This window comes from Bradyrhizobium sp. URHD0069 (genome assembly GCF_000701345.1).
In the GTDB taxonomy this organism is placed as follows: domain Bacteria; phylum Pseudomonadota; class Alphaproteobacteria; order Rhizobiales; family Xanthobacteraceae; genus Bradyrhizobium.
The window spans coordinates 163,566-189,136 of the sequence record NZ_JNIJ01000009.1; the positions used below are offsets into that span (position 1 = coordinate 163,566).

The 25,571-nt window shown below is 61.0% G+C and carries 23 protein-coding genes; 16 read left to right on the forward strand and 7 right to left on the reverse strand.

All coding sequences use genetic code 11. The annotated features are described in order from the left end of the window. Window positions 1-638: 638 nt before the first annotated feature. The 3 genes from N554_RS0103780 to N554_RS0103790 all read right to left on the reverse strand — a co-directional run bounded on the left by N554_RS0103780 (window position 639) and on the right by N554_RS0103790 (window position 3,924). Window positions 639-1,277, reverse strand: coding sequence for a hypothetical protein (locus N554_RS0103780; protein WP_029582255.1), 639 nt, complete (start codon window positions 1,275-1,277; stop codon window positions 639-641). A 1,376-nt stretch (window positions 1,278-2,653) separates the two neighbouring features. Next, window positions 2,654-3,496 carry a GNAT family N-acetyltransferase gene (locus N554_RS0103785; RefSeq protein ID WP_029582256.1) on the reverse strand — a complete coding sequence of 281 codons (843 nt, stop codon included), beginning with the start codon at window positions 3,494-3,496 and terminating at the stop codon, window positions 2,654-2,656. Between the two features lie 191 nt (window positions 3,497-3,687). Beyond that, window positions 3,688-3,924, reverse strand: coding sequence for a PepSY domain-containing protein (locus N554_RS0103790; RefSeq protein WP_029582257.1), 237 nt, complete (start codon window positions 3,922-3,924; stop codon window positions 3,688-3,690). Between the two features lie 313 nt (window positions 3,925-4,237). On the opposite strand from N554_RS0103790, the gene N554_RS0103795 reads away from it, so the two are divergent. Then, a complete protein-coding gene (locus tag N554_RS0103795) occupies window positions 4,238-4,507 on the forward strand; it encodes a DUF2312 domain-containing protein (protein WP_029582258.1) in 270 nt (89 codons plus the stop codon). Between the two features lie 943 nt (window positions 4,508-5,450). Here the strand turns inward: N554_RS0103795 and N554_RS0103805 are convergent. Beyond that, complete coding sequence (locus N554_RS0103805) at window positions 5,451-6,356, reverse strand: alpha/beta hydrolase family protein (RefSeq protein WP_029582260.1); 906 nt, start codon at window positions 6,354-6,356, stop codon at window positions 5,451-5,453. A gap of 173 nt (window positions 6,357-6,529) precedes the next feature. Between N554_RS0103805 and N554_RS0103810 the strand changes: the two genes are divergently transcribed. From N554_RS0103810 to N554_RS0103820, 3 genes are read left to right on the forward strand one after another with little or no spacing between them, the layout of a single operon-like run. Next, window positions 6,530-7,918 carry a class II 3-deoxy-7-phosphoheptulonate synthase gene (locus tag N554_RS0103810; protein WP_029582261.1) on the forward strand — a complete coding sequence of 463 codons (1,389 nt, stop codon included), beginning with the start codon at window positions 6,530-6,532 and terminating at the stop codon, window positions 7,916-7,918. Window position 7,919: 1 nt separating this feature from the next. Next, window positions 7,920-8,273: a diacylglycerol kinase gene (locus N554_RS0103815; protein WP_029582262.1), complete on the forward strand. Its 354-nt coding sequence runs from the start codon at window positions 7,920-7,922 to the stop codon at window positions 8,271-8,273. Window positions 8,274-8,317: 44 nt separating this feature from the next. After that, entirely contained in the window at window positions 8,318-10,075 is a 1,758-nt protein-coding gene (locus N554_RS0103820; RefSeq protein WP_029582263.1) for an NAD+ synthase, read from the forward strand. 96 nt (window positions 10,076-10,171) lie between these two features. Here the strand turns inward: N554_RS0103820 and N554_RS0103825 are convergent, their stop codons facing one another. Continuing rightward, window positions 10,172-11,317 (reverse strand): DUF2865 domain-containing protein, encoded by a 1,146-nt coding sequence (locus N554_RS0103825; RefSeq protein ID WP_029582264.1) that lies wholly within the window; start codon window positions 11,315-11,317, stop codon window positions 10,172-10,174. A 153-nt stretch (window positions 11,318-11,470) separates the two neighbouring features. After that, window positions 11,471-11,776, reverse strand: coding sequence for a hypothetical protein (locus tag N554_RS0103830; RefSeq protein WP_029582265.1), 306 nt, complete (start codon window positions 11,774-11,776; stop codon window positions 11,471-11,473). A 272-nt stretch (window positions 11,777-12,048) separates the two neighbouring features. Between N554_RS0103830 and cysS the strand changes: the two genes are divergently transcribed. The 4 genes from cysS (at window position 12,049) to N554_RS0103850 (ending at window position 16,206) form a co-directional block, all read left to right on the forward strand. Further along, window positions 12,049-13,452: a cysteine--tRNA ligase gene (gene cysS / locus N554_RS0103835; protein ID WP_029582266.1), complete on the forward strand. Its 1,404-nt coding sequence runs from the start codon at window positions 12,049-12,051 to the stop codon at window positions 13,450-13,452. 114 nt (window positions 13,453-13,566) lie between these two features. Further along, entirely contained in the window at window positions 13,567-14,079 is a 513-nt protein-coding gene (locus N554_RS0103840; protein WP_029582267.1) for a GNAT family N-acetyltransferase, read from the forward strand. Then, the gene (cimA, locus tag N554_RS0103845) at window positions 14,076-15,674 is read left to right on the forward strand and encodes a citramalate synthase (RefSeq protein WP_029582268.1); all 1,599 of its coding nucleotides are present in this window, start codon (window positions 14,076-14,078) and stop codon (window positions 15,672-15,674) included. The genes N554_RS0103840 and cimA overlap by 4 nt, the downstream gene beginning before the upstream one ends. Window positions 15,675-15,810: 136 nt before the next feature. Continuing rightward, window positions 15,811-16,206, forward strand: coding sequence for a VOC family protein (locus N554_RS0103850; RefSeq protein WP_029582269.1), 396 nt, complete (start codon window positions 15,811-15,813; stop codon window positions 16,204-16,206). Between the two features lie 2 nt (window positions 16,207-16,208). Here N554_RS0103850 and N554_RS0103855 read toward each other — a convergent pair whose 3' ends face one another. Then, the gene (locus tag N554_RS0103855; RefSeq protein ID WP_029582270.1) at window positions 16,209-16,814 is read right to left on the reverse strand and encodes an LOG family protein; all 606 of its coding nucleotides are present in this window, start codon (window positions 16,812-16,814) and stop codon (window positions 16,209-16,211) included. Window positions 16,815-17,030: 216 nt separating this feature from the next. Between N554_RS0103855 and N554_RS0103865 the strand changes: the two genes are divergently transcribed. The 8 genes from N554_RS0103865 (at window position 17,031) to N554_RS0103900 (ending at window position 25,459) form a co-directional block, all read left to right on the forward strand. Further along, a complete protein-coding gene (locus tag N554_RS0103865) occupies window positions 17,031-18,989 on the forward strand; it encodes an ABCB family ABC transporter ATP-binding protein/permease (RefSeq protein WP_029582272.1) in 1,959 nt (652 codons plus the stop codon). A 57-nt stretch (window positions 18,990-19,046) separates the two neighbouring features. Next, window positions 19,047-19,745 carry a phosphatidylserine decarboxylase gene (locus tag N554_RS0103870; protein WP_029582273.1) on the forward strand — a complete coding sequence of 233 codons (699 nt, stop codon included), beginning with the start codon at window positions 19,047-19,049 and terminating at the stop codon, window positions 19,743-19,745. A gap of 84 nt (window positions 19,746-19,829) precedes the next feature. Further along, window positions 19,830-20,705 carry a CDP-diacylglycerol--serine O-phosphatidyltransferase gene (gene pssA / locus N554_RS0103875; protein WP_029582274.1) on the forward strand — a complete coding sequence of 292 codons (876 nt, stop codon included), beginning with the start codon at window positions 19,830-19,832 and terminating at the stop codon, window positions 20,703-20,705. Window positions 20,706-20,861: 156 nt separating this feature from the next. Next, entirely contained in the window at window positions 20,862-21,581 is a 720-nt protein-coding gene (locus N554_RS0103880; RefSeq protein ID WP_029582275.1) for an RraA family protein, read from the forward strand. Between the two features lie 129 nt (window positions 21,582-21,710). Next, entirely contained in the window at window positions 21,711-22,679 is a 969-nt protein-coding gene (locus N554_RS0103885; protein ID WP_029582276.1) for a Bug family tripartite tricarboxylate transporter substrate binding protein, read from the forward strand. 24 nt (window positions 22,680-22,703) lie between these two features. Further along, complete coding sequence (locus N554_RS0103890) at window positions 22,704-23,531, forward strand: SDR family NAD(P)-dependent oxidoreductase (RefSeq protein ID WP_029582277.1); 828 nt, start codon at window positions 22,704-22,706, stop codon at window positions 23,529-23,531. 293 nt (window positions 23,532-23,824) lie between these two features. Next, the gene (locus tag N554_RS0103895; RefSeq protein ID WP_029582278.1) at window positions 23,825-24,598 is read left to right on the forward strand and encodes a motility protein A; all 774 of its coding nucleotides are present in this window, start codon (window positions 23,825-23,827) and stop codon (window positions 24,596-24,598) included. A gap of 33 nt (window positions 24,599-24,631) precedes the next feature. Further along, the gene (locus N554_RS0103900) at window positions 24,632-25,459 is read left to right on the forward strand and encodes a flagellar motor protein MotB (RefSeq protein WP_029582279.1); all 828 of its coding nucleotides are present in this window, start codon (window positions 24,632-24,634) and stop codon (window positions 25,457-25,459) included. Window positions 25,460-25,571: the final 112 nt, after the last annotated feature.

A 25,571-nucleotide genomic window follows, 5' to 3' on the forward strand; every position in this document is an offset into this window, starting at 1 on the left:
CCAGTACAGAGGTGCTTGAGAGGGGATCTAGCGGCGGCAACGCGCATTGAATCCAACGTTCGCAGCCCTTCGGTTACGGGTCAATCGCGTCAGTTTTACGATGTCCGAGTCACTTCCGCTTTTCCTCCGATAGCGGCGGTATAGCGGACGTCGCGGCTCATCGCATTCGATCGACGGGCAAGAGGAGGGCACCGCAAGATCAGGCGCTTCAGCGGCGCTCTTCAGCCCAGCATCCGCCAACAGAGCCTGCTGCTCGAGAAGAGCGGATCTCCTTACGGCCATCGACCGCGCATGCAGCGTGCGTAGGCGTTGTCGAAGAGGGTGGACTGTCGAAGGGCGCGGGACCTATGGGCGGCCAGCGCACTAACGCCGGCGCGCCGCCCCCCGATGTTGAAATTCGACGTCGCCCATGGCGCCGAATAGCGAAGAGAGTAATCCTCGGCGTAGGCACGGCAATTTGCCGATGATTGCGCAAAGGAGGTTGTGATCACCAGCGCTGATCCAAGCGTCGCTAAACCAGCCGCGACGACCAATTTTCGCCACCCCGCCAATAAGCTGTCGTGTTTCATTTTAAAGCCACTTCAATCGTTAGTAGCCTCGGCCGACTGATATTTACAGTTGCTCCCGGGATTGCAAAATCAACGTCGGGGCGGACCTTCTTGGCCTCTTGTCGAAGCATCTGAAACGTCGCGGCCGACGGACAACATTTGAGTCCACTTTGCGATGTTGCTGAGTTGCCAACTCACGCCGGCAGCGGCCAGAATTATTGTGACCAATGACGGCAACACGCCGCCGGCGGCGCGGTCGAAAAATCCGACACCTGGGAGAATGTGGTTTGCCCCAGTCATCACCATGGCTGCACCACTGACGGCAGATGCAACGATAACAAATAAGTCGAAGAATCGCGGCACGAGCAAGCCTCCCACCACGCCGCAGACTAACGCCAGCACTCTGCCGAAGAAGCCGCCAAACCAGCCATCAATCCCGAAAGCGGCGGCCACAGAAAGGCCGAACAGGATGCCGCCGGAAACGCCGAGCAAAACGCGCCGATAGGGCTCAAGAATATAAGATGCGGCACCAAGAATAAACGCACCGGCAAGTCCGAGGACAATCGCAGTTGCACCAACATCCCCGGTGAATGCCCGACCCAGTAGAAGGCCGACGTCGAAACCAATAAGGGCATAGAGTAGTGGAAGCCACGCATAGAACATGAAAAGGCCGAATGCCATGATGGCGAGGCCAGTCAGTATCATCAGCAACCCGATGGTGAGCGACATGAATACTCTCCCCCTCAGCGCAACCGATCACCTGACGAATATCTTGAACGAGCGAGACAGAGACTGCTCCGAGCCGGAACACCTAACTTGTTACATCCAAACTGCAATGGTGTCACCAAGCCGGTCCGCGTGCCGCAGATCGGGCCGGCCAAACAGCCGTATTCAACTGACGGAGGTTAATCCTTAAATTGGCGCGGCAATGTCTGCCTTGGGGCAGACTAAGAAGTGTAGGCGCTTTAGCGTGAAGTCGGCTTTGACCCTTTGACCCAATGAACAAACTTCGTCGGCTAGACCGGTTACGTCCGAAAAGTGCCCACCAGGAGACATAGGCGACTTCATTCGATCACCTAATCCGCCCGTCTCCTCAGTTTGGCCAAGCCAAGTGCCTTGGTCTTTGAAATGCTAAGTTCGAACATCGACGGCGCCCGTACCAATCTGCGAACGGGCTATGGGTAGTTGGTCCGCTCCCGCCGACAGAGTGGCTGCGGCGTCAGGTCATGCGGCCAAGCCGTTGCCGATCTCCAAAGTGTGCTCGCCGGAATCGTGAAGGTGCCCATCAAGGTCCGCTGCTGAACAAGTCCCTGTGCCGATTGTCGACGGCGATCTGCTGGCGAATATTCAAGCTAATCCAGGGCGTGTACTCATAAATTGTGTTTGTTCGGTAAGGCGCCGCGCTACTTCGGTCGAAGAGTGCACAAAAGCCCCGCAGAAACGCGGCGCTTACTCTTAGGGCCTGTAGGTACCGGGGTCCGCGCCGCCAACCAAGCCGCCTCTGTCGTTCGAGCTGCCTCCGTAACGCCCCATGCCGACCGTACCTTGTTGGGTCCTGACGCCCGACTTGTACTTATTGGCCGACTTGTACTTATGCTGACTTGTGGATTGATGCTTTGGACTTGTGGATTGATGCTTTGTCTGTGCAAGCGCGAACGTGCTTGAAAGTGCGAACACAGAAGCCAATGCTATTGTCGCAAGTTTCATGGTCATTCTCCCTTGATCTTAGGGGATCGAACTTAACCCACCATGATTGTTTGTGTTCCAAACCGTCTCATGATTTTTTGTTCCAAACCGTCTTCAGCGCGACAGAAGCCGCCAAGCTGTTCACATCTCACAGAGCCTCAGTGCTCCAGCAATCGTCCGCGCGCGGTGATCGCACCGATCGCGATTCTACGCCTGTGCCGAAAGCGGTAACACACACTACTAAAGACACCGATAAATGAGTACACGCCTAAGACCGGTGCGAAAGACCTTGTCGTCATCATGAAAAACGGAAAACATCTACAGGAACAGCATTCGGTAAACGCGTCCTCTCGTGCCATCGCTCGATCAACTGATCGTCCGATTGCGCGACGTGGCCATTGCTCGCGTGGGGAGGGGAGCTACCCCAGCTCAAAGGTGGTGACGCCGAATATCCGCTCCAACCGCAACGGCGGGATCGCGCCTGTATACATGCGCGCAGTCTCGAACACTGGCGCGAGCCCCAGGTCTTGCGCCAACGCCACCGCGTCGCGGTTAATGCTTGGAACGTCGAGGAATATCTCGCCGCCGCCCGCGCTGGCCAGCAAAGCCGACAGAACCACCTCGGCGGTGGCGCGGTCGTCGGCCACCAGTGGGCCGATCTTGCGGCCCTTCCGGCATGGACGGATCACGCCCCAGCCGGCAAGCCCTCCATCGCGCACGAGCGCGCGACCGACATGCCCGGGCGAGCCGATCCAGGCGCGCAGGAACGCGGTGCGCGGAGCGGGGAACACGGTCGCGTCGTAAGCCTCCACAGTCGCCAATGGGACTTGGGTCAGCGCGATGACACCAGCCTGCGGCGCATCCGGCGTCGCGACGGTACCGCCGTAACGGACGTTGGCGTAAGCGAGCTTGAATCCGGAAACCCTGTAGTTTTGCTGCTGCGCCACCACGCCATCGAGCCCGATCACGCGTGGGCCAGCGTGCGCGATGGCCGCGTTCCATATGCGCAGTCCGTAGCCACGGCCGCGCAAGTCCTCTCGCACGATATAGAAACCGAGGAAGGCGAAGCTCGCACCGTAATTGACGCAGGAGACGGTGGCGGCCGGAGCGCCTTCGAACTCGCCGATGAAGAAGCTTTCCGGATCGGCCGCGGCGAAGCAGGCGTCGTCGGCGAGGCCCGGGTTCCAGCCTTCGGTTGCCGCCCAGTTCACGGCTATTGAAATTTCGTCCGGCCGCATCGGCCGGATGCGCAAACCGCTCATGGCGGGCGATCGTACAGATGGACTCATGAACCGATATCACCGCGGGTGAGACGTTACCGGCAACCGATAAAGCGCTATGGCAGCGCCGCCCGGGCAGGCCGGCCCAAACTCAGAGCCTGGGTACTGGACGAAGGAGCGGCCGGGCGCCGGCAGACAGTTGCAACGAATTGCCGCGGCGAAAGAACCAGTCTCTAGCGCCGCTCTTGGATTTGGCCGCTGCTGTCGACGACGAGGGATACTTCCTTGCCGTTTTTCATCGCCCTGACGGCCGTACCTTCGGCGGTGGATTTGATTTCTCGGATTTGCGAATAACCCGCGGCTTCAAGCTTGGCTACAAGCTCCTGCTGGGTCAGGGCATGGGCAGGCGAGAAGACGCCAACCATCACAAGAGAACAAAGGACCGCTTGAGAGAGTGATCGCGCCGACATGATCTATGCTCCCTTGGCTTGTGCGAACCGAAAAAATTGCTCGGAAGCTTCAACGCCTATTCGACACTGCGGTTCCGCCCGCGGGGGCATGCTACGGCGCGACCGGCCGTGGACTACCGCACCCAGACTTCGTTGGCTCGAAGTTGAATCGACTAGTCATTCGATTCAGGCAATTCGGTGGGCGGCCCAAACGCGCGATAGCGCGCCGTAGTCCGACCGCGCGAGAGCGACATTTTGATAGGTGCCCCCTGAGTTAACGCATTGGTTATTTCTTTGCGTTCATTTTCACGATCTCATTCAACAGAGAGGCACCATGTCTGACATCAGCATTCCCGGCGGACGGATCCGTTCTTTCGTAGAACGGATCGAGCACTTGGACACCGAATTGCAGGAGTTGAGCGAGTCGAAAAAGGAGGTCTTTTCAGAGGCCAAGGCTGAGGGTTTTGATGTGAAAATACTCAAGGAAATCATCAAGCTGAGGAAGGAAGATAAGGACGAGCGCGATGAGCGCGAAACTCTGCTTGATATGTATATGAGAGCCATGGAAACAGGCGGCTCGGAACCGGCCGCCAAGGCCGCGTGACTCAATCGAAATCAAGCGCGAGCGCCCAGCGAGCGCTCGCGCGCCATCCCGGTCCTTTGCCCGACGGGCAAATCACCGACTTTCCTGTCCAGCCCCATTTGCAAAAATATTCCGCTTCCCGTTTTACCCAAATCAAATCTATATCCCTCGCCGTCTCGTCCCACATGAGGGGCGTATCGCGATCGTCACGGACGCGGGATGGGATGCGGTGGACGCGGCAGCGTCGGGCGCGCATTGGCAATCGCAGGGCGAGTTGAACCTCGTGAGCGATTTGCGGCGCGCAGACGAACGATTTGCGGCGCGCAGACGAACGATGTTGCTTCCGTTTTCACTAAAGTTTCGCCGGAGGTGCACAGCCCGGCGAAGCCTCTTGGCGAAGACGGGTCGCGTACGGCAAAACCGTGTGGTCCTGGCACCCGTTGCTGGTGTCAAGTCGGCGGAGGTTTCGTTGGCCCAACCGGGCTCTGACAAAACCTTCAATCCGCCGATGACGGTGACAAGACGAATTCGTCGCCGGGGAGAGCACGATATAAGCCGTTAAAACCATTGCGTGCGGGAATGCCGGGTGTTCCGGTGACCTGCGGTGACTACCGTGTGCTTACTACCATTGCACACGGGCTGCGGGTGCACCGTGCACCCGGCATTCCCCACGCCCTCATTCGGGCGAAAGATTTTTGCATCACTCGGGCGCATCGCGCCGCGAGAGCGCGGACGCGCATCTGAAATTGGAGCGACGTCATTGCGAGGAGCGAAGCGACGAAGCAATCCATTCTTTCTTTTCAGCGAAATGGATTGCTTCGCGGAGCCTGTCATCGGGCGCGCATTCGCGCGACCGTTGGCTCGCAATGACGGTCTGCAAATTGTCTTTGGCTCTTTGAAAACTGAATCAGTTACATGATGCCGTCGCCGGGACGACACCAGGTTGAAGCGAGCGCCATCCAGCCTATTCCGCCGCCTCGATCCACTCCGCCGCACCTCGCCAGAGCGTGTCGCGGTGTTCGGGGCGAAAGAAGCCGAAATGGCCGATCTTGGCTGCCCCGGCGTCGGCGGGCGCGATGGTCAGGATTTCCGGCTTGATCGAGACAAATCCCGAGCACAGCAGTTCGACCGCCGGTTGTGTCGCCCAGGGATCATCGGAAAGGCACAGCGCGCGCATCGCTCCGCGGTAGTTCGGAAAATTCTTTAGGCCGCTGAGCGCGGGATCGTCGAACAAATAGCGTTTGCTCATGACCCAACTGACCCATTCCAGAAACACGCCTTTCGGCAGATCCTCGCCCAAACCGCTCCAGCCCGGCGCATAGCCCAACAGGCGCGTGAGGGGGCTGCCGACGAAATTCAGCATGGCATAGACACGATAGCGTTCCGGCCCGGCCATCAGCTTCCAGTATCCGGCCTGGGCCGCGATCAACAGCGCCCGCGAGACCTCGCCATTATTGGGAAGCAGTCCAAGCGCCTGGCCGCCGAAGGAATGTCCGATATAGTTGAGCGGCAGGGTTTTGTAACGCCCGCGCATCCAGGCGACGGCGGCAGAGACATCGAGCGCGGCCCAGTCCGACATCGAGGCCTTGAAGCCGACCAGCGATCTGGGCTGGTTGTAGCCGACCAGCGCCTTCTGCCGGCTATCGCCGGTGCCGCGGTAGTCGTAGGTCAGGACCGTGCAGCCGCGCCGCGCCAGATAGCCGGCAAAACCCCGGTAGATCTTGCGCGGCACGGCGGTGGCCGAATTGATCAGGACGGCCTGGCGCTTCGCCCCGCGGGGCAAAAATAGCGTCGCCCCCAGCAGACATCCGTCCGCAGCGGGGAAGGTGATGTCATCGATGAAAACGTCGTCCAGCGCAGCCTCCGCCACCCGCGATTTCCCCGCGCTTTCGCGGTCCCTCCAACAAGGGCGATTCGGCTTTTGCCGCAAGGGCTTGTCTCGGGTATCGGAAATCCAACTGGCGGACCGTGACCGGCCTGTGTATAACCCGGCTCCGCCGCTACCTCCGATAAGTAGCGGTTTTTGTTTAAGGAGTTGACGTCATGTCCGAGCGGTGGACACCCGACAGCTGGCGCGCCAAGCCGGTCAAGCAAGTACCCGATTATCCCGACGCGAAGGTGTTGGCCGATGTCGAGGCGCAGCTTGCCACGTTTCCTCCGCTGGTTTTTGCAGGCGAGGCCCGCAACCTGAAAAAGGCGCTTGCGCGTGTAGCCGCAGGCGAGGCCTTCCTCCTTCAAGGCGGCGACTGTGCCGAAAGCTTCGCCGAGCATGGCGCCAACAATATCAGGGATTTCTTTCGCGTGCTGCTGCAGATGGCGGTGGTGCTGACCTATGCCGGCGCGGTGCCGGTGGTGAAGGTCGGGCGCATCGCCGGGCAATTTGCCAAGCCGCGCTCGTCGTCCACCGAAAAGATCGACGGCGTCGAGCTGCCGAGCTACCGCGGCGATATCGTCAACGATATCGCGTTCACGGCGGAGTCGCGCATCCCCGATCCGCAGCGCCAGTTGATGGCGTATCGCCAGTCGGCGGCGACGCTAAACCTGCTGCGCGCCTTTGCGACCGGCGGCTTCGCCAATCTCGGCAGCGTGCACCAGTGGATGCTTGGTTTCCTGAAAGATTCCCCGCAGTCGCGCCGTTACAAGGAGTTGGCCGATCGCATCTCCGACGCGCTGAACTTCATGCGCGCCTGCGGGCTCGATCTCGAAAGCCACCCCGAGCTGCGGGCCACCGACTTCTACACCAGCCACGAGGCGCTTTTGCTCGGCTACGAGCAGGCTTTCACACGGGTCGATTCCACGACCGGCGACTGGTACGCGACCTCGGGTCATATGATCTGGATCGGCGACCGCACCCGCCAGCTCGATCACGGCCATGTGGAATATTTCCGCGGCATCAAGAATCCGATCGGCTTGAAATGCGGTCCCTCGCTCAAGACGGACGAATTGTTGCGGCTGATCGACGTGCTCAATCCCGACAATGAGCCGGGGCGCCTGACGCTGATCAACCGCCTCGGTTCGGACAAGGTCGGCGATCATCTGCCGCAAACGATCCGCGCCGTGCAGCGCGAGGGCCGTGCGGTGGTCTGGTCATGCGATCCGATGCACGGCAACACCATCACCTCGACCAGCGGCTACAAGACCCGTCCATTCGACCGGATCTTGTCGGAGGTGAAGTCGTTCTTCGCTATCCACGCGGCGGAGGGCACCCACGCCGGCGGCGTCCATCTGGAAATGACCGGCCAGGACGTGACCGAATGCATCGGCGGCGCGCGCGCCATCACCGACGAGGACCTCAACGATCGCTATCACACTGTCTGCGATCCCCGTCTCAATGCCGAGCAGTCGATTGACATGGCTTTCCTGATCGCGGAATTGCTCAAGCAAGAACGCGGCAGCAAGGTCAAGCCGATGCCGGTCGCGGCGGGACTTTGAGTTGCTGCGGTTCTGGCGGGCCACGATCAATACGCGTAACGGCCTGGCCTTTGCTATCCGCTCGGAGCAGGCCATTCGCGAAGAGCTCGTCGCGCTGGCGCTATCCCTGCCATTGGCATGGCTGGTCGGCGCCACCACGATGCGTCGCATCGAGCTGGTCGCCGTCGTCGTGCTGGTGCTGGTCGTCGAACTGCTCAACACCGCGATCGAGAAGCTCGCCGACCGCCTGACGACCGATCACGATCCGCAGATCGGGCGGGTCAAGGATATGGGTTCCGCCGCGGTGGGCGTCGCGCTTGTGATGGCCGGGTTGTTCTGGCTGTTCGCCATCGCCGAACGCATAGGCGCGATCTAAAGCATGCAATTGCAGTTTGCCCGTGCGCAAGGCACCATCGCTCAATGACCGAACGCGCCGCACATTTTACGATCACGCTGGCCCAGCTGAACCCGACGGTCGGCGATGTCATGGGCAACGCCGCCAAGGCGCGCGCCGCCCGCGCGCAGGCGCGTGCCGACGGTGCCGACCTCGTCATTTTGCCCGAACTGTACATCGCCGGCTATCCGCCGGAAGACCTGGTGCTGAAGCCGGCGTTTCAGGCGGCATGCCGCGCCGCCATCGAGGAGCTTGCGCGAGATACCGCCGACGGCGGTCCGGCGATGCTGATCGGCAGTCCCTGGGTCGAGGACGGCAAGCTCTACAACGCCTGTGCCTTGCTGGACGAAGGCCGCATCGCGGCTATTCGGTTCAAGGCCAACCTGCCGAATTACGGCGTGTTCGATGAAAAGCGCCTGTTCGCGCGCGGGCCTGCCGCGGGACCGGTGACCATCCGCGGTATCCGGGTCGGCGTGCCGATTTGCGAGGACATCTGGCTAGAGGAGTCGGAGGACTACGAAAACGTCGTCGAATGCCTGGCGGAGACCGGTGCGGAAATTCTGGTCGTGCCGAACGGCTCGCCCTACGCGCGGGACAAAAACGACTTGCGGCTGTCGATCGCGGTGGCGCGCGTCACCGAGAGCGGGCTGCCGCTGATCTATCTCAATCAGATCGGCGGACAGGACGAGCTCGTATTCGACGGCGCATCGTTTGCGTTGAATGCCGATCTTTCGGTGGCGGCGCAATTGCCGGCTTTCGAAGAAAACATCACGACGTTGCGCTGGATCAAGACTGACACCGGCTGGCGCTGCAGCGGACCCGTGTCGCCCGTCGTCGATGGCGACAGGGGCGACTACGCGGCTTGCGTGCTGGGGCTGCGCGACTATGTCGGGAAAAACGGATTTCCCGGCGTGCTGTTGGGCATATCCGGCGGCATCGACTCCGCGCTGTGCGCGGCGATTGCGGTCGATGCGCTGGGGGCGGAGCGCGTTCGCGGGGTGATGCTGCCGTTCCGGTTCACCGCGCAGGTGTCGCTCGATGACGCAGCAAAACTCGCGAGCAAGCTCGGCATCCGCTATGAGGTGCTGCCGATCGCGCAGGCGGTGAACGGCTTTGAAGAGATTTTATCTGGTATCTTCGCCGGCCTGCCGCGCGATATCACCGAAGAGAACCTGCAGGCACGCACACGCGGCACGCTGCTGATGGCGATCTCCAACAAAACCGGGGCGATGGTGGTCACCACGGGCAACAAGTCGGAAATGTCGGTGGGCTACGCCACGCTCTATGGCGACATGAACGGCGGCTTCAACCCGATCAAGGATATCTACAAGACCGAAGTGTTTCGGCTTTCGAGCCTGCGCAATTCATGGAAGCCGGACGGCGCGCTCGGCCCATCCGGCGAAGTCATTCCGGTCAACATCATCACCCGGCCGCCGACCGCGGAACTGCGCGAAAACCAGACCGATCAGGATTCGTTGCCGCCCTACGGGGTGCTCGATGCGATCCTGGAACGGCTGGTCGAGCGGGAGGAGCCGCTGGCGTCGATCGTGGCCGCGGGGTTTGACCGCGAGGTAGTGGCGCGGATCGATCGCCTCCTCAACGTCGCCGAGTACAAGCGGCGGCAGGCCGCGCCGGGTGTCAAGGTGACACAGAAGAATTTCGGCCGCGACCGCCGCTATCCCATCACCAATCGCTTTCGCGATATGGGCGAAGGGCTGCCCAAACCCGACGACAAGCTGGTGGCGCGCGCGAGCCGCGGATCGGCGGAAGCGTTTGACGGATAGGTGAGAGCATGATCCGGAAAAGCGGGACCGGTTTTCCTCCGGACCACGCGAAGCGCCTGCCCGGAGATCATGCTCAAACGAGATGAGAATCAGAACCTAGCGCGCGGGGATAAAGGTCGGACCCACCGAACGGATCGGCTTGCTATCCGATGCGGTACCGGTTGAAGGCGCTGGTTCTGCCGGCGCGTCGGAGGCCGGCGTGCTTGCTGTCGTACCTGCGGGCGCAGCACCCTTCTTGGCAGGGGCGGGAGCTGTCTTCGACGGCGGACGCGACATCTTCTTCGCGCTCTCTTCGGTGACGATGATGTCGCCCTGTTGCTCGGCGGCGGCTTTGTCGTCGATGCTCTTCAGTGCGTCGGACCAGGTCTGGCCAGCAGCCTTGCAGGCACAAGACGGATTGAACTCCTGACGGTAGCGAAACGCATTCGGAGACGACGAATAGGGCTGGCCGTTGATCGACACCGCCTGGTTCATGTCTTCGCCGGGGTTGCGATAGGTGAAGAGCGTCGCCTCCGCCGCCGGGCAGAGATTTTTGCAGGTCCTCTCGTCATCGGGGAAGCGGGCGGGCACGGTGGCGAACGAGATCGGGAAGTAAGCGCCGTCGCAGGAGCGGACGCAGACCGTGCGATAGGTGCCGGATTGCGGGCCGAGGTCGGCGCTGAGCGGGGCTGGATTGTTGTTGGTACCGAACAGATTCTCCAGAAAACTGCCCGGGCCGCGCGCCGCGTTGGCATATTGCGGCCCGCAATTATTCTGCCCGAGCGCCAGCAGGACCGAGCGGCGTTGATTTTCGCGATCGGCGCCGGCAAAGCCGCCCCCGCGCAGCCGCTCAAGGCTGGTGGTGATCTGATCCAGATTGGCGCGCATCTGCTGAATTTGGTTGTTGACCGGACCGCATTGCGCCGACTGGCCGCTGAACAGCGAGAAGAATCCGGAACTGTCGCAGCCCATCCGCTTGGCCTGCGACGTGACGCGATCGAGCTCACCCTGCTGTTTGGCAGCCGCCTCCTGGTAGCGGCGGATTTGGTCGTCCTTGGCCGGGTCGCCGCTGCTGCCGCGGTCGATGGTCGCCAGTTGCGCTTCCAGCCGCAGGCACATCGGATTGACGGCCGGTCCCTGTTGCTGTGGCGGCGCACCGGGCGGATTCTGCGCCCAGGCGTCAACGCTCAGCGCGCTTACGCCAAGTAGCGCAGCGCAGGCCAGGATGCAGCGGGAGAGGGCAGTCATCAGCGTTTCAGGCATATCCGGCCATTAGAAGGATTCCGCGCAAAGGCTGCAAAGCCGGGAGGCACGGCCAACGCGGTTTCACATACCCGCTTCTCGGGGCATCGTCACGTCGTTTCCGGGGCGCCGATGTGGCGGATCGGCCGCCCGCGATCTTGCGGGGCAGACGATTCAGCGCTGGCAGGTAATTGCGACGTATTCGCTGCAACCGGCATGATTGCAGCTCTCACCTGCGGTGGGGACCGACCCCGTGATCTCATCTGGCTCGACGCGCCGGTAAGCCGAGGCCTGGGCGAAATCCCGCGACTGGCAATAGGACCGGGCGGCATGCGCGCCGCATTTTTCGCCCCTGGCGAGGCACTGGTCGATACCGTAGCTGTCAGCCTGGTTGGCGATGATGAAGACGCGGCTATCGGCCCGCGCAGCCGAGGTGGCGAGCAGGAGCACACAGGCCAAAAGTGCTGATGGGGATCGCATTGTGCACCGAGAACGAGGGGACCAGCCTCATTCGATAAACCCGAAACATTAACAATGATTAACCATGGCGGGGCGGGCCGTTTGGTGCCCCAAGCAGGCTTTTCTGAGGCACTTGACGCAATCCCCTCAGCTGGCCCATGGTATTCCACATGAACGGTTTCCTCGCCATTTGCGGCATTTGCCGCGAGATTATGAGCTAGCGATTCGCTGGCTGAGGCCGTCTTTTCTCACGTGAGATCATTGGACGCCCGGCCGCAAGGGACGGGATATCCATGCATTTGAGCCTCTACGATACGTTGAACAGGGAAAAGCGGCCATTCGTGCCGCTCGATCCGGCAAACGTGCGCATGTATGTCTGCGGACCCACGGTCTACGACTTCGCCCATATCGGCAACGCGCGCCCGGTGATTGTGTTCGACGTGCTGTTCCGGCTGTTGCGCCATCTCTACGGCGCCGATCACGTCAAATATGTTCGCAACATCACCGACGTCGAGGACAAGATCAACGACCGTGCCGCGCGGGATTTTCCCGGCCTGCCGCTGAACGAAGCTATTCGCAAAGTCACCGAACTGACCGAAAAACAGTTTCACGACGATGTCGATGCACTCGGCTGCCTGCGCCCGACGGTCGAGCCGCGCGCTACCGAGCATATCGCGGAAATGCGCACCATCATCGACAAGCTGGTGCAGGGCGGTTTTGCCTATGTCGCCGAAGACCACGTGCTGTTCTCGCCACAGGCGATGAATGCGGCGAATTCGATTTTGCCGCGTTATGGCACGCTCGCCAACCGCTCGCTGGATGAGATGATCGCGGGCGCGCGCGTCGATGTCGCGCCCTACAAGCGCGATGCCACCGATTTCGTGCTGTGGAAGCCGTCGAAGCCGGGCGAACCGTCATGGCCATCGCCGTCAGGGATCAAGGCCGAGGGCCGTCCGGGCTGGCACGTCGAGTGCTCGGCGATGGCCTGGAAACATCTCGGCGAGCAGTTCGACATCCATGGCGGCGGCATCGATCTGGTTTTTCCGCACCACGAGAACGAGCTCGCGCAAAGCTGCTGCGCTTTCCACGAGAGTCGCATGGCGAATGTCTGGATGCACAACGGCTTCCTGCAGGTCGAAGGCGACAAGATGTCGAAGAGCCTCGGCAATTTCGTCACCATCAGGGATTTGCTGGCCGATTGGCCAGGTGAAGTGCTGCGTCTCAACATGCTGAAGACGCACTACCGATCGCCGATCGACTGGACGCTGAAGGGCGTGGAAGAAAGCGCGAAGACACTTGACGACTGGTATTGGGTCGCCGCGGATGTGAAGGGCGAACGGCCATCTGACGCTGTTGTCGAAGCGCTGTCGGACGATTTGAACACGCCGCAGATGATCGCCTTGTTGCACAGTCTGCGGAACAACGCGGCTTCCGGAAACGACCGAGACCGCAGCGAGTTTGCTGCTTCCTTGCGGTTTCTCGGTTTCCTGTCCGAGAGTGCGGCGCAATGGAAGAGCCGGAAACAGCAAGCGAGTGGGATCGACATGAAAAAAGTCGATAGTCTCATCTCAGATCGTACCGCCGCTCGTGCGCGAAAAGACTTCAAGGAATCCGATCGTATCCGCGACGAACTCGCTGCAATGGGTGTCGTCATCAAGGATTCCAAGGAAGGCACCACATGGGAGATTGCGCGATGAGCCGCCCTGACACACCTTTCCCAAAGCATTGGCGCTATTACATCGTTCTCAAATGGGTCGTCATCGCGGCAGCCGTGGTGCTTGCGCTAAAACTATTTGGGGTATTTTGAAGCGATGGGACAGACGCTGCCCAAGCCGGCTTTGCGACCATTCCTTGCGGCGGATACGCCGGTGTTGGCGGCGATCTTCGTGGCCTCAATCGAGGAACTGACCGGCGACGACTATAACGAAGCGCAGCAGGAAGCCTGGGCGAGCGCCGCGGACGACGAAGAACAATTCGGCAAGCGTCTTGCCGGCGAACTCACGCTGATCGCGACGCTGCGGAATGCGCCGGTCGGGTTTGCCGCGCTAAAGGGCGCCGATCATATCGACATGCTCTACGTTCACCCCAGCGCCGCCCGGCAGGGCGTGGCATCGATGCTGTGCGAGGCGCTGGAAAAACTCGCCGGCGGACGCGGCGTGAAGAGTCTTACCGTCGATGCCAGCGACAATGCGCAGGAGTTTTTCTCCAAGCGCGGATATGTCGCCAAGCAGCGCAACACCGTGACGATCAACGGCGAATGGCTTGCCAACACCACGATGCAGAAGACGCTGGCCGACGGCGCTGCGCCGGGAGGTCCGAAATGAACCGCGAACGGCTCTATCTGTTCGACACCACGCTACGCGACGGTGCGCAGACCAACGGCGTCGATTTCACGCTGCATGACAAGCAGTTGATCGCGCAGATGCTCGACCAACTCGGCATCGATTATGTCGAGGGCGGCTATCCCGGTGCGAATCCGGCCGATACCGAATTCTTTGCCAAGCGGCCGAAGTTCGGTCACGCGAGCTTCACGGCGTTCGGCATGACGCGGCGTCCGGGGCGCTCGGCCTCCAACGATCCGGGGCTGGCGGCGCTTTTGGAAGCCAAAGCCGACGCAATCTGTTTTGTCGCGAAGTCGTCGGCCTATCAGGTACGGGTCGCCCTGGAGACCACCAACGAGGAGAATCTGGCCTCGATCCGCGACAGCGTGAAGGCCGCCAAAGCCGCCGGCCGGGAGGTCATGCTCGATTGCGAGCATTTTTTCGACGGCTACAAGGAAAACCCCGAATTCGCGCTTGCCTGCGCCAAGGCAGCCTATGATTCCGGCGCGCGCTGGGTGGTGTTATGCGACACCAATGGCGGCACCATGCCGCACGAAGTCGAGACCATCGTCACCGAGGTGGTGAAACATATTCCCGGCGATCACGTCGGCATTCACGCCCATAACGACACCGAGCAGGCGGTTGCCAATTCGCTGGCCGCGGTGCGCGCGGGCGTGCGGCAAATCCAGGGTACGCTAAACGGGCTCGGCGAACGCTGCGGCAACGCCAATCTGTGTTCGCTGATCCCGACCTTGCGGCTCAAGAGCGAATTTTGCGATGCTTTCGAGATCGGCGTGTCGCTGGAAAAGATGGCGACATTGATGAAGGTTTCGCGCAGCCTCGACGACATGCTCAATCGGGCGCCGAACCGCCACGCGCCCTATGTCGGCGAGAGCGCGTTCGTCACCAAGACCGGCATTCATGCTTCGGCCGTGCTCAAGGATCCGCAGACCTACGAACACGTGTCGCCCGAAGCGGTCGGTAATCACCGCAAGCTGCTGGTTTCCGATCAGGCCGGCCGCTCGAATGTGATCGCCGAACTCGATCGGGCCGGCATTCCCTACGAGAAAAGCGACCCGAAGCTGGTCCGTCTCGTCGAGGAGTTGAAGGACCGCGAAGCCGCAGGCTATGCCTATGAGTCTGCTAACGCGTCGTTCGATCTCTTGGCGCGGCGCACGCTCGGCCGGGTGCCGGAATTTTTCCGGGTCGAACAATTCGATGTCAATGTCGAGCAGCGCTACAATGCCAACGGCCAGCGTGTGACCGTTGCGATGGCGGTGGTGAAGGTCGATGTCGCCGGCGAACGGCTGATCTCGGCGGCCGAGGGCAACGGCCCCGTCAACGCGCTCGACGTCGCGCTGCGCAAGGATCTCGGCAAATACCAGAAGTACATCGAAGGCCTGAAGCTGATCGATTACCGCGTGCGTATCCTCAACGGTGGTACCGAAGCGGTCACGCGGGTGCTGATCGAGAGCGAAGACGAGGAGGGCGAGCGCTGGACCACCATCGGCGTGTCGCCCAACATCATCGACGCGTCGTTTCAGGCGCTGATGGATTCGGTGATCTACAAGCTGGTGAAATCAGGCGCGCCGACCTGACATCGATTCCGTCATTCCGGAATGGTCCGCAAGACCCTATCCGGAATTTCGAGATTTCCGGATTCGCGCTAACGCGCGCCCGGGGTGACGTGTTGACATCTGATACTCTCTTCACGCGACTCGGGAGAAATCTCGGATGATCGATCATGTTTCGGTTGGCGTGAGGGACCTGGAGCGCGCCGGGCGTTTCTATGAACTGGCGCTGGCGCCGCTCGGTCTGTCACGCCTGGTTACACGGCCCGCGGCGGTCGGTTTCGGCAAGAGCTATCCGGAGTTCTGGATCAACCTGCGCGCAAATATGACCCCGGTCGCGCCGGGCAGCGGCGTGCACATCTGCCTTCGGGCGAAATCGGCCGGCGAGGTCGACGCGTTCCATTTGGCGGCGCTGAACGCCGGCGGCCGATCCGATGCCGCGCCAGGCCTGCGCCCGCACGATCGGGTGCGTTATTACGCGGCGTTCGTTATCGACCCCGACGGCAATCGCATCGAGGCGGTGACGTTCCCAAGCGACGATCCAGAGGCGCCGCGATAAGCCTACAGCCGGCGCGCCATTTCAGGCGCCAGCTCTTCTGTGCCCTCCGGCGCGCGGGCCGCGGCGGCATGCAACCGCGGCAGGATATCCTCGACCCGTTCGGCTTTGAGAATATCCACCGCCAGAGAAGCTCGAATGAATTGCGTTGCACGCATGTGCGCGAGCAGTGCAAACAGCGGTTCCCAGAAGCCGTCGATGTTGGCGAGCAGGATCGGCTTGGTGTGACGGCCAAGTTGCTGCCAGGTCAGCTGCTCCACCAGCTCCTCCAGCGTGCCGATGCCGCCGGGCAGCGCCACGAATGCATCGGAACGCTCGAACATCAGCCGCTTGCGTTCGTGCATGTCGGGTGTGACGATCATTTCCTGAACGCGCTTCAGGGCATGTTCGCGGGAGGTGAGAAAATCCGGAATAATGCCGGTGACGGTGCCGCCGTGATCGAGGACGGATGTAGCTACCGCGCCCATCAGCCCAATCGAGCCGCCGCCATAGACGAGCCGGATGCGGTTCTCGGCAAGAACCTTACCCAGTTCGATGGCAGCTTCGATAAAATGGGGATTTGTACCGGGGCCGGAGCCGCAATAAACGCAGACAGTTTTGATCTTGACCATTTCGAGCATGTGGCACTGCAGCGTAAAGGCGTCAAGCCTATCCGATTCGCAAAGCCAGCTGAATATATCGCCAAATGCCGCGAAATCGTCAAAGAATTACTTGCCGTCAGGTGCAGGCGGCGTTCAGACGCTGTATATGACGGGAACCATGCAGATGAACGAACAGACACGCGCGACAGCGGAGCCGCGCAACGATTTGCTCCAGGCACCTAATTGATGGCTCACACCGATTCGTCCCGGAGTGCCGGCGAAGCGCTGCCTCCCTCTCACCAATCCATCGACCGGGCGACTCTGATCGGGACGCTGGTACATCTGTGGCCGTACATCTGGCCCAGCGACCGCGCCGATCTCAAGATGCGTGTGGCCTGGTCGATGGTGCTGCTGCTGGTCGCCAAGCTGGCGACGCTCTTGGTGCCGTTCACGTTCAAATGGGCGATCGACGCGCTCACCGGCGCCGATACCGCGCCGGTGCAACCGTCGAACTGGACGATGTGGCTGATCGCCTCGCCCCTGATCATGACCTTAAGCTACGGCGCCGTCCGCGTGTTGATGGCGGTCCTGACCCAGTGGCGCGACGGAATTTTCGCTCGCGTGGCGATGCACGCGGTGCGCAAGCTCGCTTATCTCACCTTTGTCCACATGCATGAACTGTCGCTGCGCTTTCATCTGGAGCGCAAGACCGGAGGGCTGACGCGCGTGCTGGAGCGCGGCCGTCTCGGCATCGAAGTCATCGTGCGGATGGTGATTCTGCAACTGGTCCCGACCATCGTCGAGGTGTCGCTGCTGATGGCCGTGCTGCTCTGGCAGTTCGACTGGCGCTATGTGCTCGCCACCATGATCACGGTCGTGATCTACATGTACTACACCTATCTCGCCACCGAATGGCGGATCGAGATTCGGCGCAAGATGAACGACTCCGACACCGAGGCGAACACCAAGGCGATCGACTCGCTTCTGAATTACGAGACGGTCAAATATTTCAGTGCCGAGGAGCGCGAAGCCGCGCGCTACGACCGTTCGATGGAGCGCTACGAGCGCGCCAGCGTGAAAACCTATACGTCGCTTGCGGTTCTCAATACCGGGCAGGCGATCATCTTCACGATCGGTCTGACCGCCATCATGCTGATGTGTGCGATCGGCGTGCGCAACGGCACCAATACGGTTGGCGATTTTGTCATGGTCAATGCCATGATGATTCAGCTTTATCAGCCGCTGAACTTCATGGGCATGGTCTATCGCGAGATCAAGCAGGCCATCATCGATATCGAAAAGATGTTTGGCGTTCTGTCGCGGAATCCGGAGATCAAGGATGTTCCCGGCGCCCAGCCGTTGATCGTGTCGTCAGGCAGCGTGCGCTTCGAGGATGTGCGATTTTCGTATGATCCCGAACGCCCGATCCTGAAAGGGCTCAGTTTCGAGGTGCCCGCCGGCAAGACGGTCGCGATTGTCGGTCCGTCCGGCGCGGGCAAATCGACCATTTCCCGCCTGCTGTTCCGCCTCTATGACGTCTCAAGCGGCAAGATTCTGATCGATGGTCAGGATATCCGAAACGTCACGCAGGCGTCGCTGCGGGCATCGATCGGCATGGTGCCGCAGGACACCGTGTTGTTCAACGATACCATCCGCTACAACATCCGCTACGGCCGCTGGGATGCCAGCGACGCCGAAGTAGAACAGGCGGCACAGCTGGCGCAAATCGATAGCTTCATTCGCATGTCGCCGACAGGCTATGAGACCCAGGTTGGCGAGCGCGGCTTAAAGTTATCCGGTGGTGAAAAGCAACGCGTCGCGATCGCGCGCACGGTGCTCAAGGCGCCGCCGATCCTGGTGCTTGACGAAGCAACCTCGGCGCTCGACAGCCATACCGAGCAGGAAATTCAGGATGCGCTGGAGCGGGTGTCGCGCAACCGCACCTCTTTGGTGATCGCGCATCGGCTGTCCACGATCGTGGCCGCCGACGAAATCATCGTCCTGGATCAGGGTCGTATCGCCGAGCGCGGGACGCACGGGCAGCTTTTGGCAAGCGGCGGACTTTATGCCAGTATGTGGAACAGGCAGCGCGAGGCTCAAGAGGCGCGGGAGAAGCTGGCGCGGATTGCCGACGAGAACGAAGCGCCGAACCGGGTGCCGCCACCGGTCGACGACGCGCTGGTGACGCCAGCGGCTGCCGAATGACCGAAACATAATTTCCTCTCCCGCCACGGGTGAGTGGCCAACAGATCAGTGAAATCGATGTCGATTGCCAATTCTATCCGCGCACAAATTCCGCCGATCCACCCAGAGGGCTATCCGTTTATCGGCGCCTTTGCGCTTGCTAGTCTGATCCTGTTCTGGATCTGGACGCCGCTTGGCTGGCTCGGCACGCTGCTGACGATCTGGTGTGCGCTGTTTTTCCGCGATCCGGCGCGGGTGACGCCGGTGCGCGAAGGCCTTGTGGTGGCGCCGGCCGACGGGCGGATCTCGATGGTGACGCAGGTGTTGCCGCCGGCCGAACTAGGTCTCGGCGACAAGCCGCTGCCGCGTATTTCGATATTCATGAGCGTGTTCAATTGCCACGTGAACCGCAGTCCGGTGGCGGGACGGATCGATCGCATCGCGTATCGGCCGGGCACCTTTATCAATGCCGACCTGGATAAAGCGAGCGAAGACAACGAGCGCAACTCGCTTGTGATCTCCACTCCGAACGGGCGCATCGGGGTGATCCAGATCGCCGGGCTGGTGGCGCGGCGGATCGTATCGTTCGTTCGCGAAGGACAGACGATCGGCGCCGGCGAGCGTTTCGGCTTGATTCGCTTCGGATCGCGTCTCGACGTATACCTGCCCGACGGCACCACAGCGCTGGTCTCCGAGGGCCAGACCGCGGTCGCCGGGGAGACCGTCCTGGCCGATTTCAGGCTTGGCGATGGCGGACGAACTTACCGCGCCGATTAACCATCCAGGCGGCCGAACCGGGTCGGCCGACCGCCACATTGGCGGAATGGGCCGGTGCCTGCTATATGTAGGCCTGCCATGCAGATGCCTGTCGACCCCAAAAATCCCGAAATGCGCCGCCGCCGGTTTCGTCCGATCCCGGTGCGGATGCTGGTGCCCAACGTGATCACCTTGCTCGCGATTTGCGCGGGCTTGACGGCGATCCGCCTGTCCACCGAAGGGCGGATGGAATTGGCGGTGGCGGCGATCGTCTTTGCAGCCCTGCTCGATGGGCTCGACGGCCGCGTGGCGCGCATGATCAAGGGCCAGTCGAAATTCGGGGCGGAGCTGGACAGCCTCGCCGATTTCGTCAATTTCGGCGTCGCACCGGGTCTGATCCTGTACTCTTGGCAGTTGAATGAGCTGCACAACGGCGGCTGGATCGCGGCGATGGTTTTCGCGATCAGCGGCGGCCTGCGGCTTGCACGCTTCAACGCGACCATGGACGATCCGAACAAGCCCGCCTTTGCGGCTAATTACTTCACGGGCGTTCCGGCGCCCGCCGGCGCCATCACCGTGCTGCTTCCGATCTACCTTGGATTCCTCGGTCTGCCGAAACCGCCGGCGATGCTGACGGCGTTCTATACGCTGCTGATCGCGTTCCTGATGGTGTCGCGCCTGCCGGTGTTTTCCGGCAAAACCGTTCGCATGCGGGTGCCGCCGGAAATGGTGTTGCCGGTTTTCGTCTCCGTGATCTTCTTCATAGCGCTGTTGATCGGTTATCCCTGGCACATTTTGTCGGCGGGTTCGGTGCTCTACCTCTTGAGCCTGCCGGCCGGATGGAAGTCTTATCGCGACCACGCGCGCGCCGCCGCCGTGCCGTCCGCAACCCCGGCCGATGTCGCTTCGTCAAGTCCGGCGACACCGTTCGCAGCGGTCAGCGAATCCGAACAGGACGATCGGCCGGCGCGGCTGAATTGAGCGGACTGTTCGACGGGCCGGCAACTTCATCTCTTAGACTAAGATATCTGCCATGAGTTCTCGCCGAGTTGGGTTGGGTCCCAAACTCGGGTATATGGCTGATCCTAGGCCGCCTTCAAACAATGGCCAGCCCATAAAAAACTGGAGAGAAACGCCGTGACGAATTCCACTAAGGCGCTGCTGCCTGCTGCACTTCTTGAAGCGTTGGGGCGCTATGACACGCCGACGATCTGCAACGCGCTGGAAATCGTCGCGCCGGAACGTCGTCTGATCGGCTATACGACCAAGCCGCTGGTATGTCCTTTTCCCGATCTGCCGCCGATGGTCGGATATGCGCGCACGACGACGATCCGCTCGGTCCTCGCTTCCGGTCTTCCGGCCGCCGAACAGCAGAAACGGCGGATCGCCTATTACGAATATGTCGGCACCGGAGCGGGGCCGCGCATCAACGTCATTCAGGACATCGATGGCCCAGACGTGGGATTTGGCGCTTTCTGGGGCGAGGTTCAAAGTTCGGTGCACAAGGCGCTTGGCTGTCTCGGCGTGATCACCGACGGATCAATCCGCGACATCCCGCAATGGGCGCCCGGCTTCCAGGCGCTTGCAGGCTCGATCGGACCGTCTCACGCCTACGTTCATGCCGATAGTTTTGGCGGCGAAGTTCGGGTGGCCGGAATGACGGTGCGCTCCGGCGATCTCATTCACGCCGATCGTCACGGCGCCGTGGTCATCCCGCTCGACATCGCCGCGAAGCTGCCGGATGCGGCTGAGCTCTGTGGCCGCCGCGAGACGCCAATTCTTGAAATTGCCCGCAGCCCGTCATTTACCCTGGAAAAGCTGAAAGAGGCGCTGGCCCGCTCGGCCGAAATCCACTGACGAAGAAGGCGAGCGCCTCGAATGAAAATTGGGCGGTGTTCTTCCAGCGGTACGTGGACTGCATACGAATATTTTCGGGTTTCTAATCGCAACGGTTGACAAACGGGTTTGTTTTTCAGGGGGAGAGTCATGAGAAGATTGCTGGTCGCGCTGTCATTGATACTCGTCGCCGGCATCGCCGGCGCGCATGCGCAGAGCTATCCGTCGCGTCAAATAACGCTGGTAGTTCCATTCCCGGCGGGCGGATCGACCGACGCCGCCGCCCGTATCATGGCTGAGCGCATGCGCGCCTTGCTCGGCCAGCCGATCATCATCGAAAACATCGGCGGGGCCGGCGGCAGCATCGGGGTCGGCCGGGTCGCGCGCGCTGCGCCTGACGGTTACACGATCGACATCGGCCAGTGGGACACCCATGTCGGCAGTATTATCTATAAGCTCGATTACGACCTGGAGAAGGATTTCGAGCCGATCGCGCTGATTTCCAACAATCCGCAGCTGATGGTCGCCAAAAAGGATCTTCCGGCCGACAATCTGAAAGACCTCGTCACCTGGATGAAGGCAAACCCCGGCAAGATCAACTTCGTCAACCAGAATGCGGCGGCAAACGTCAGCGGCGTCACCTTCGAGAAACTCACCGGACAGAAAGTGCAGTTGATTCCCTATCGCGGCGCGGGCCCCGCGATGACCGACCTCATCTCCGGCCAGGTCGATCTTCTGGTGGTGCAAGGCGCGGTGGCGCTGCCACAGGTTCGCGGCGGAAAGATCAAGGCGCTCGCTAACCTGTCGCCGCAGCGCTCGGTCTCGATGCCGGACATTCCGACCGCCGACGAAACCGGTGTGCCCGGACTTTACATGTCCGGTTGGTTCGGCTTCTTCGCGCCGAAAGGTACGCCGAAGGACATCATCGCCAAGCTGAATGCCGCGACCGTCGAAGCGCTTGCCGATCCGGCCGTGCAGAAGCGGTTTATGGAGTTGGGGCTCGATGTCGCTCCGCGTGAGCAGCAGACGCCGGAAGGATTAGCGGCTTTTCAAAAAGCCGAGATCGACAAATGGTGGCCGATCATCAAGGCTGCCGGCATCGGTGCGCAGGCGCAGTGAGGGTGAGGGCGGAAGTGCCTTCAAATGAAGATGGATGGCAAGACGGTATTGATCACCGGCTCGACCGATGGCGTCGGCCGCTACGTCGCCGCCAAATTGGCCGCGGCCGGTGCAAAAGTCCTGATCCATGGCCGCGACAAGCGGCGCGCTAAAACCCTTGCCGATGAGATACGCGCCCGAGGCCATGGCGACCCAATCTTCTATCCGGCCGATTTGTCGTCGCTTGCGGATGTGCGGCAGCTCGCGCAAGCGGTGACTGCCGAGCACAACCGGCTCGACGTCTTCATCAGCAATGCAGGGATCGGATCACGGACGCTCGGGACCGAGCGGCGGACCAGCGCAGACGGACATGAACTGCGGTTTGCCGTGAACTATCTCTCCGGATTTCTGCTGGCTCGCCTGCTGCTTCCCCTGTTAAAGGCAAGTGCGCCGTCGCGTATCGTCAATGTCGCTTCGCTCGGCCAACATCCGATCGATTTCGACGATGTGATGCTGACCAAAGACTACAACGGCACGCGCGCCTATGCGCAGAGCAAGCTCGCGCAGATCATGTTTACCGTTGATCTTGCCGCAGAACTCAAGGGCTCGGGTGTGACGGTAAACGCGCTGCATCCCGCCACCTACATGAACACCACCATGGTGCGCGAGGGCGGCATCACACCCGTCAGCACGGTCGAGCAGGGCGGCGAGGCTATTCTGCATCTTGCGGTTGGCGACGATGTGGCGGGCAAGACCGGGCTATTCTTCAACGGCATGCAGCAATCCCAAGCCAATCCGCAGGCCTATGATGAGGCTGCCCGCAACCGCTTGCGCGCTCTAAGCCTTCAACTCACGGGCTTGACCGCCGCCTGACACCGTCGAACATCCGCCCGACCCGCGTACATGGTCTTTCCGACTAATCTAGAGCGTTTTCAAGCGAAGCGGTGCCCGGCTCGCGTCAAGAAAACGCGTCAAATCAAGAATCCAGAGCCCGTTTCGATTCGATCGAAACGGGGCCCTAGTCTTTTGTTAACCAATTGTTATGCCTACCAAATTCGGTAACGCGTCTTTAATGGCGAGGGACGTAGGGTCCTATTGCGCGGTCCGGAATGGGCCGCGCCACCGTCCAGGATGGCCGGTCGTTCGCGTACGCGTTGGAGTTTCCCATGGATATCATGACGGGCATTGGGCTCGTGTTCGGCATCATTGTCGTGTTGATGATGATTTTCATGGGTGGCGACCTGCACATGTTCATCAGCGAACATGCGATGATCATCATTTTCGGCGGATCGATCGCCGCCACCATGATCCGCTTTCCGCTCAGCGCCATTTTGCACGGACTGCCGCTCGGTGCGAAATTTGCTTTCACGCTGAGCCGGCTGTCCGCGCGTGATCTGGTCGACGAACTTGCCCGCATCGCGGAGATTTCGCGCAAGCAGGGACCGGTCGGCCTGGAAAAGGTCGAGACCGACGAACCGTTCCTCGCCAAGGGAATTCGTTACGTCGCCGACGGCTACGATCTCGAATTCATTCGCGACAATCTCGAACGGGACCGCGATAACTTCCTGATGCATCTCGATGAAGGCGGGAAAATCTACCGCGCCATCGGCGACTGCGCGCCGGCGTTCGGCATGATCGGCACCTTGATCGGCATGGTGCAGATGTTTGCCAACATGACCGACCCTTCGAAACTCGGTCCGTTCATGGCGACCGCGCTGCTGGCGACGCTTTACGGCGCGCTGATCGCCAACCTGTTCTGCCTGCCGATCGCCGACAAGCTGCATGGCAAACTACTCGATGAGGAAACCAATCGCACCCTGATCATCGACGGCATTCTGATGATCCGGGATTCCAAAAGCCCGACGCTGGTTCGGGAAATGTTGCTGGCCTACTTGCCGGAAAAACACCGCCAGGAAGAAGGCGAGCCGGTACCGGCCTGATCGGGCTGGTCACGTCGGTCCGGGAAACAAGCGATGGCCAAGAAAAAACGCGGCGCTGGACATGCCGGAGGGCACGGCTGGTTCGTAACCTTCGCCGACCTCATGGGCTTGATGATGAGCTTCTTCGTGATGCTGGTCGCCTTTTCCAATCAGGACCAGCAAAAGATGAAGATCGTCGCAGGCTCGATGCGGGAGGCGTTCGGCGTAACTCAAGGGCGTTATACCGGCGTCATCGAATCCGATGGCCTGCCGACAAGACCGAAGCTGAAGAACGCGGCGCACATTCCGCCGGAGGAAGCATCCAATACGCCAACCCCGGATCAGCAGGAGCGGAGCCTCGCTGCCGGCGCCCGCCTGAAAATCGATCGTGAATTCGCGCTCGCCTCGGCGTCGTTGCGGCAGGCCTTGCAGGACATGCCGGAACTGACCGAAATTTCAAAGCACATCATGTTTGAGGAAACTAAAGCGGGCTTTAACCTGGAAATCGTCGACCAGGATGGCCGTTCGATGTTCCCCGATGGCTCGAAGGTTCCGTACGATCGCACACGCCGGCTCATTCAGAAACTTGCGGCTCCGCTGAAGGCGACGCCGCTGCGGATCTCGATCGTCGGTCACACCGCGGCAGGCTTGATCCCGACACGAAGCGACTACGGCGCTTTCGATCTTTCGGCGGATCGGGCTAACGCAGTACGCCAGATTCTCGAAAGAGAAGGCCTGCCGCCAGCCCACATTTTTGCGGTTTCCGGAAAAGCCGACAGCCAGCCGCTGTTTCCCGACGATCCCTCACTGTCATCGAACCGACGCGTGACCATCACGCTGATGCGTGAAGATCCGCCGCTGCCGCCCGGCCTCAAGCCGTAATTCTGTCGTACTACTATATTACCATTCATACGTCATCGCTTTGCGCGCAAGCCCTGCATCGTCATCGGTGCTATTTCGATCGATTGACATGGCTTCCAGGAAAGCGTCGATA

Bases quoted from the DNA above. Each gene is read 5' to 3' on its own strand.
- N554_RS0103790 (WP_029582257.1), bottom strand. From the start codon at position 3,924: ATGTCGGCGCGATCACTCTCTCAAGCGGTCCTTTGTTCTCTTGTGATG.
- cimA (WP_029582268.1), top strand. From the start codon at position 14,076: ATGAACCGCGAACGGCTCTATCTGTTCGACACCACGCTACGCGACGGT.
- N554_RS0103785 (WP_029582256.1), bottom strand. From the start codon at position 3,496: ATGAGCGGTTTGCGCATCCGGCCGATGCGGCCGGACGAAATTTCAATA.
- N554_RS0103795 (WP_029582258.1), top strand. From the start codon at position 4,238: ATGTCTGACATCAGCATTCCCGGCGGACGGATCCGTTCTTTCGTAGAA.
- N554_RS0103855 (WP_029582270.1), bottom strand. From the start codon at position 16,814: ATGGTCAAGATCAAAACTGTCTGCGTTTATTGCGGCTCCGGCCCCGGT.
- N554_RS0103900 (WP_029582279.1), top strand. From the start codon at position 24,632: ATGGCCAAGAAAAAACGCGGCGCTGGACATGCCGGAGGGCACGGCTGG.
- N554_RS0103865 (WP_029582272.1), top strand. From the start codon at position 17,031: ATGGCTCACACCGATTCGTCCCGGAGTGCCGGCGAAGCGCTGCCTCCC.
- N554_RS0103810 (WP_029582261.1), top strand. From the start codon at position 6,530: ATGTCCGAGCGGTGGACACCCGACAGCTGGCGCGCCAAGCCGGTCAAG.
- N554_RS0103825 (WP_029582264.1), bottom strand. From the start codon at position 11,317: ATGCCTGAAACGCTGATGACTGCCCTCTCCCGCTGCATCCTGGCCTGC.
- N554_RS0103780 (WP_029582255.1), bottom strand. From the start codon at position 1,277: ATGTCGCTCACCATCGGGTTGCTGATGATACTGACTGGCCTCGCCATC.
- cysS (WP_029582266.1), top strand. From the start codon at position 12,049: ATGCATTTGAGCCTCTACGATACGTTGAACAGGGAAAAGCGGCCATTC.
- N554_RS0103840 (WP_029582267.1), top strand. From the start codon at position 13,567: ATGGGACAGACGCTGCCCAAGCCGGCTTTGCGACCATTCCTTGCGGCG.
- N554_RS0103820 (WP_029582263.1), top strand. From the start codon at position 8,318: ATGACCGAACGCGCCGCACATTTTACGATCACGCTGGCCCAGCTGAAC.
- N554_RS0103890 (WP_029582277.1), top strand. From the start codon at position 22,704: ATGAAGATGGATGGCAAGACGGTATTGATCACCGGCTCGACCGATGGC.
- N554_RS0103895 (WP_029582278.1), top strand. From the start codon at position 23,825: ATGGATATCATGACGGGCATTGGGCTCGTGTTCGGCATCATTGTCGTG.
- N554_RS0103870 (WP_029582273.1), top strand. From the start codon at position 19,047: ATGTCGATTGCCAATTCTATCCGCGCACAAATTCCGCCGATCCACCCA.
- pssA (WP_029582274.1), top strand. From the start codon at position 19,830: ATGCCTGTCGACCCCAAAAATCCCGAAATGCGCCGCCGCCGGTTTCGT.
- N554_RS0103850 (WP_029582269.1), top strand. From the start codon at position 15,811: ATGATCGATCATGTTTCGGTTGGCGTGAGGGACCTGGAGCGCGCCGGG.
- N554_RS0103885 (WP_029582276.1), top strand. From the start codon at position 21,711: ATGAGAAGATTGCTGGTCGCGCTGTCATTGATACTCGTCGCCGGCATC.
- N554_RS0103830 (WP_029582265.1), bottom strand. From the start codon at position 11,776: ATGCGATCCCCATCAGCACTTTTGGCCTGTGTGCTCCTGCTCGCCACC.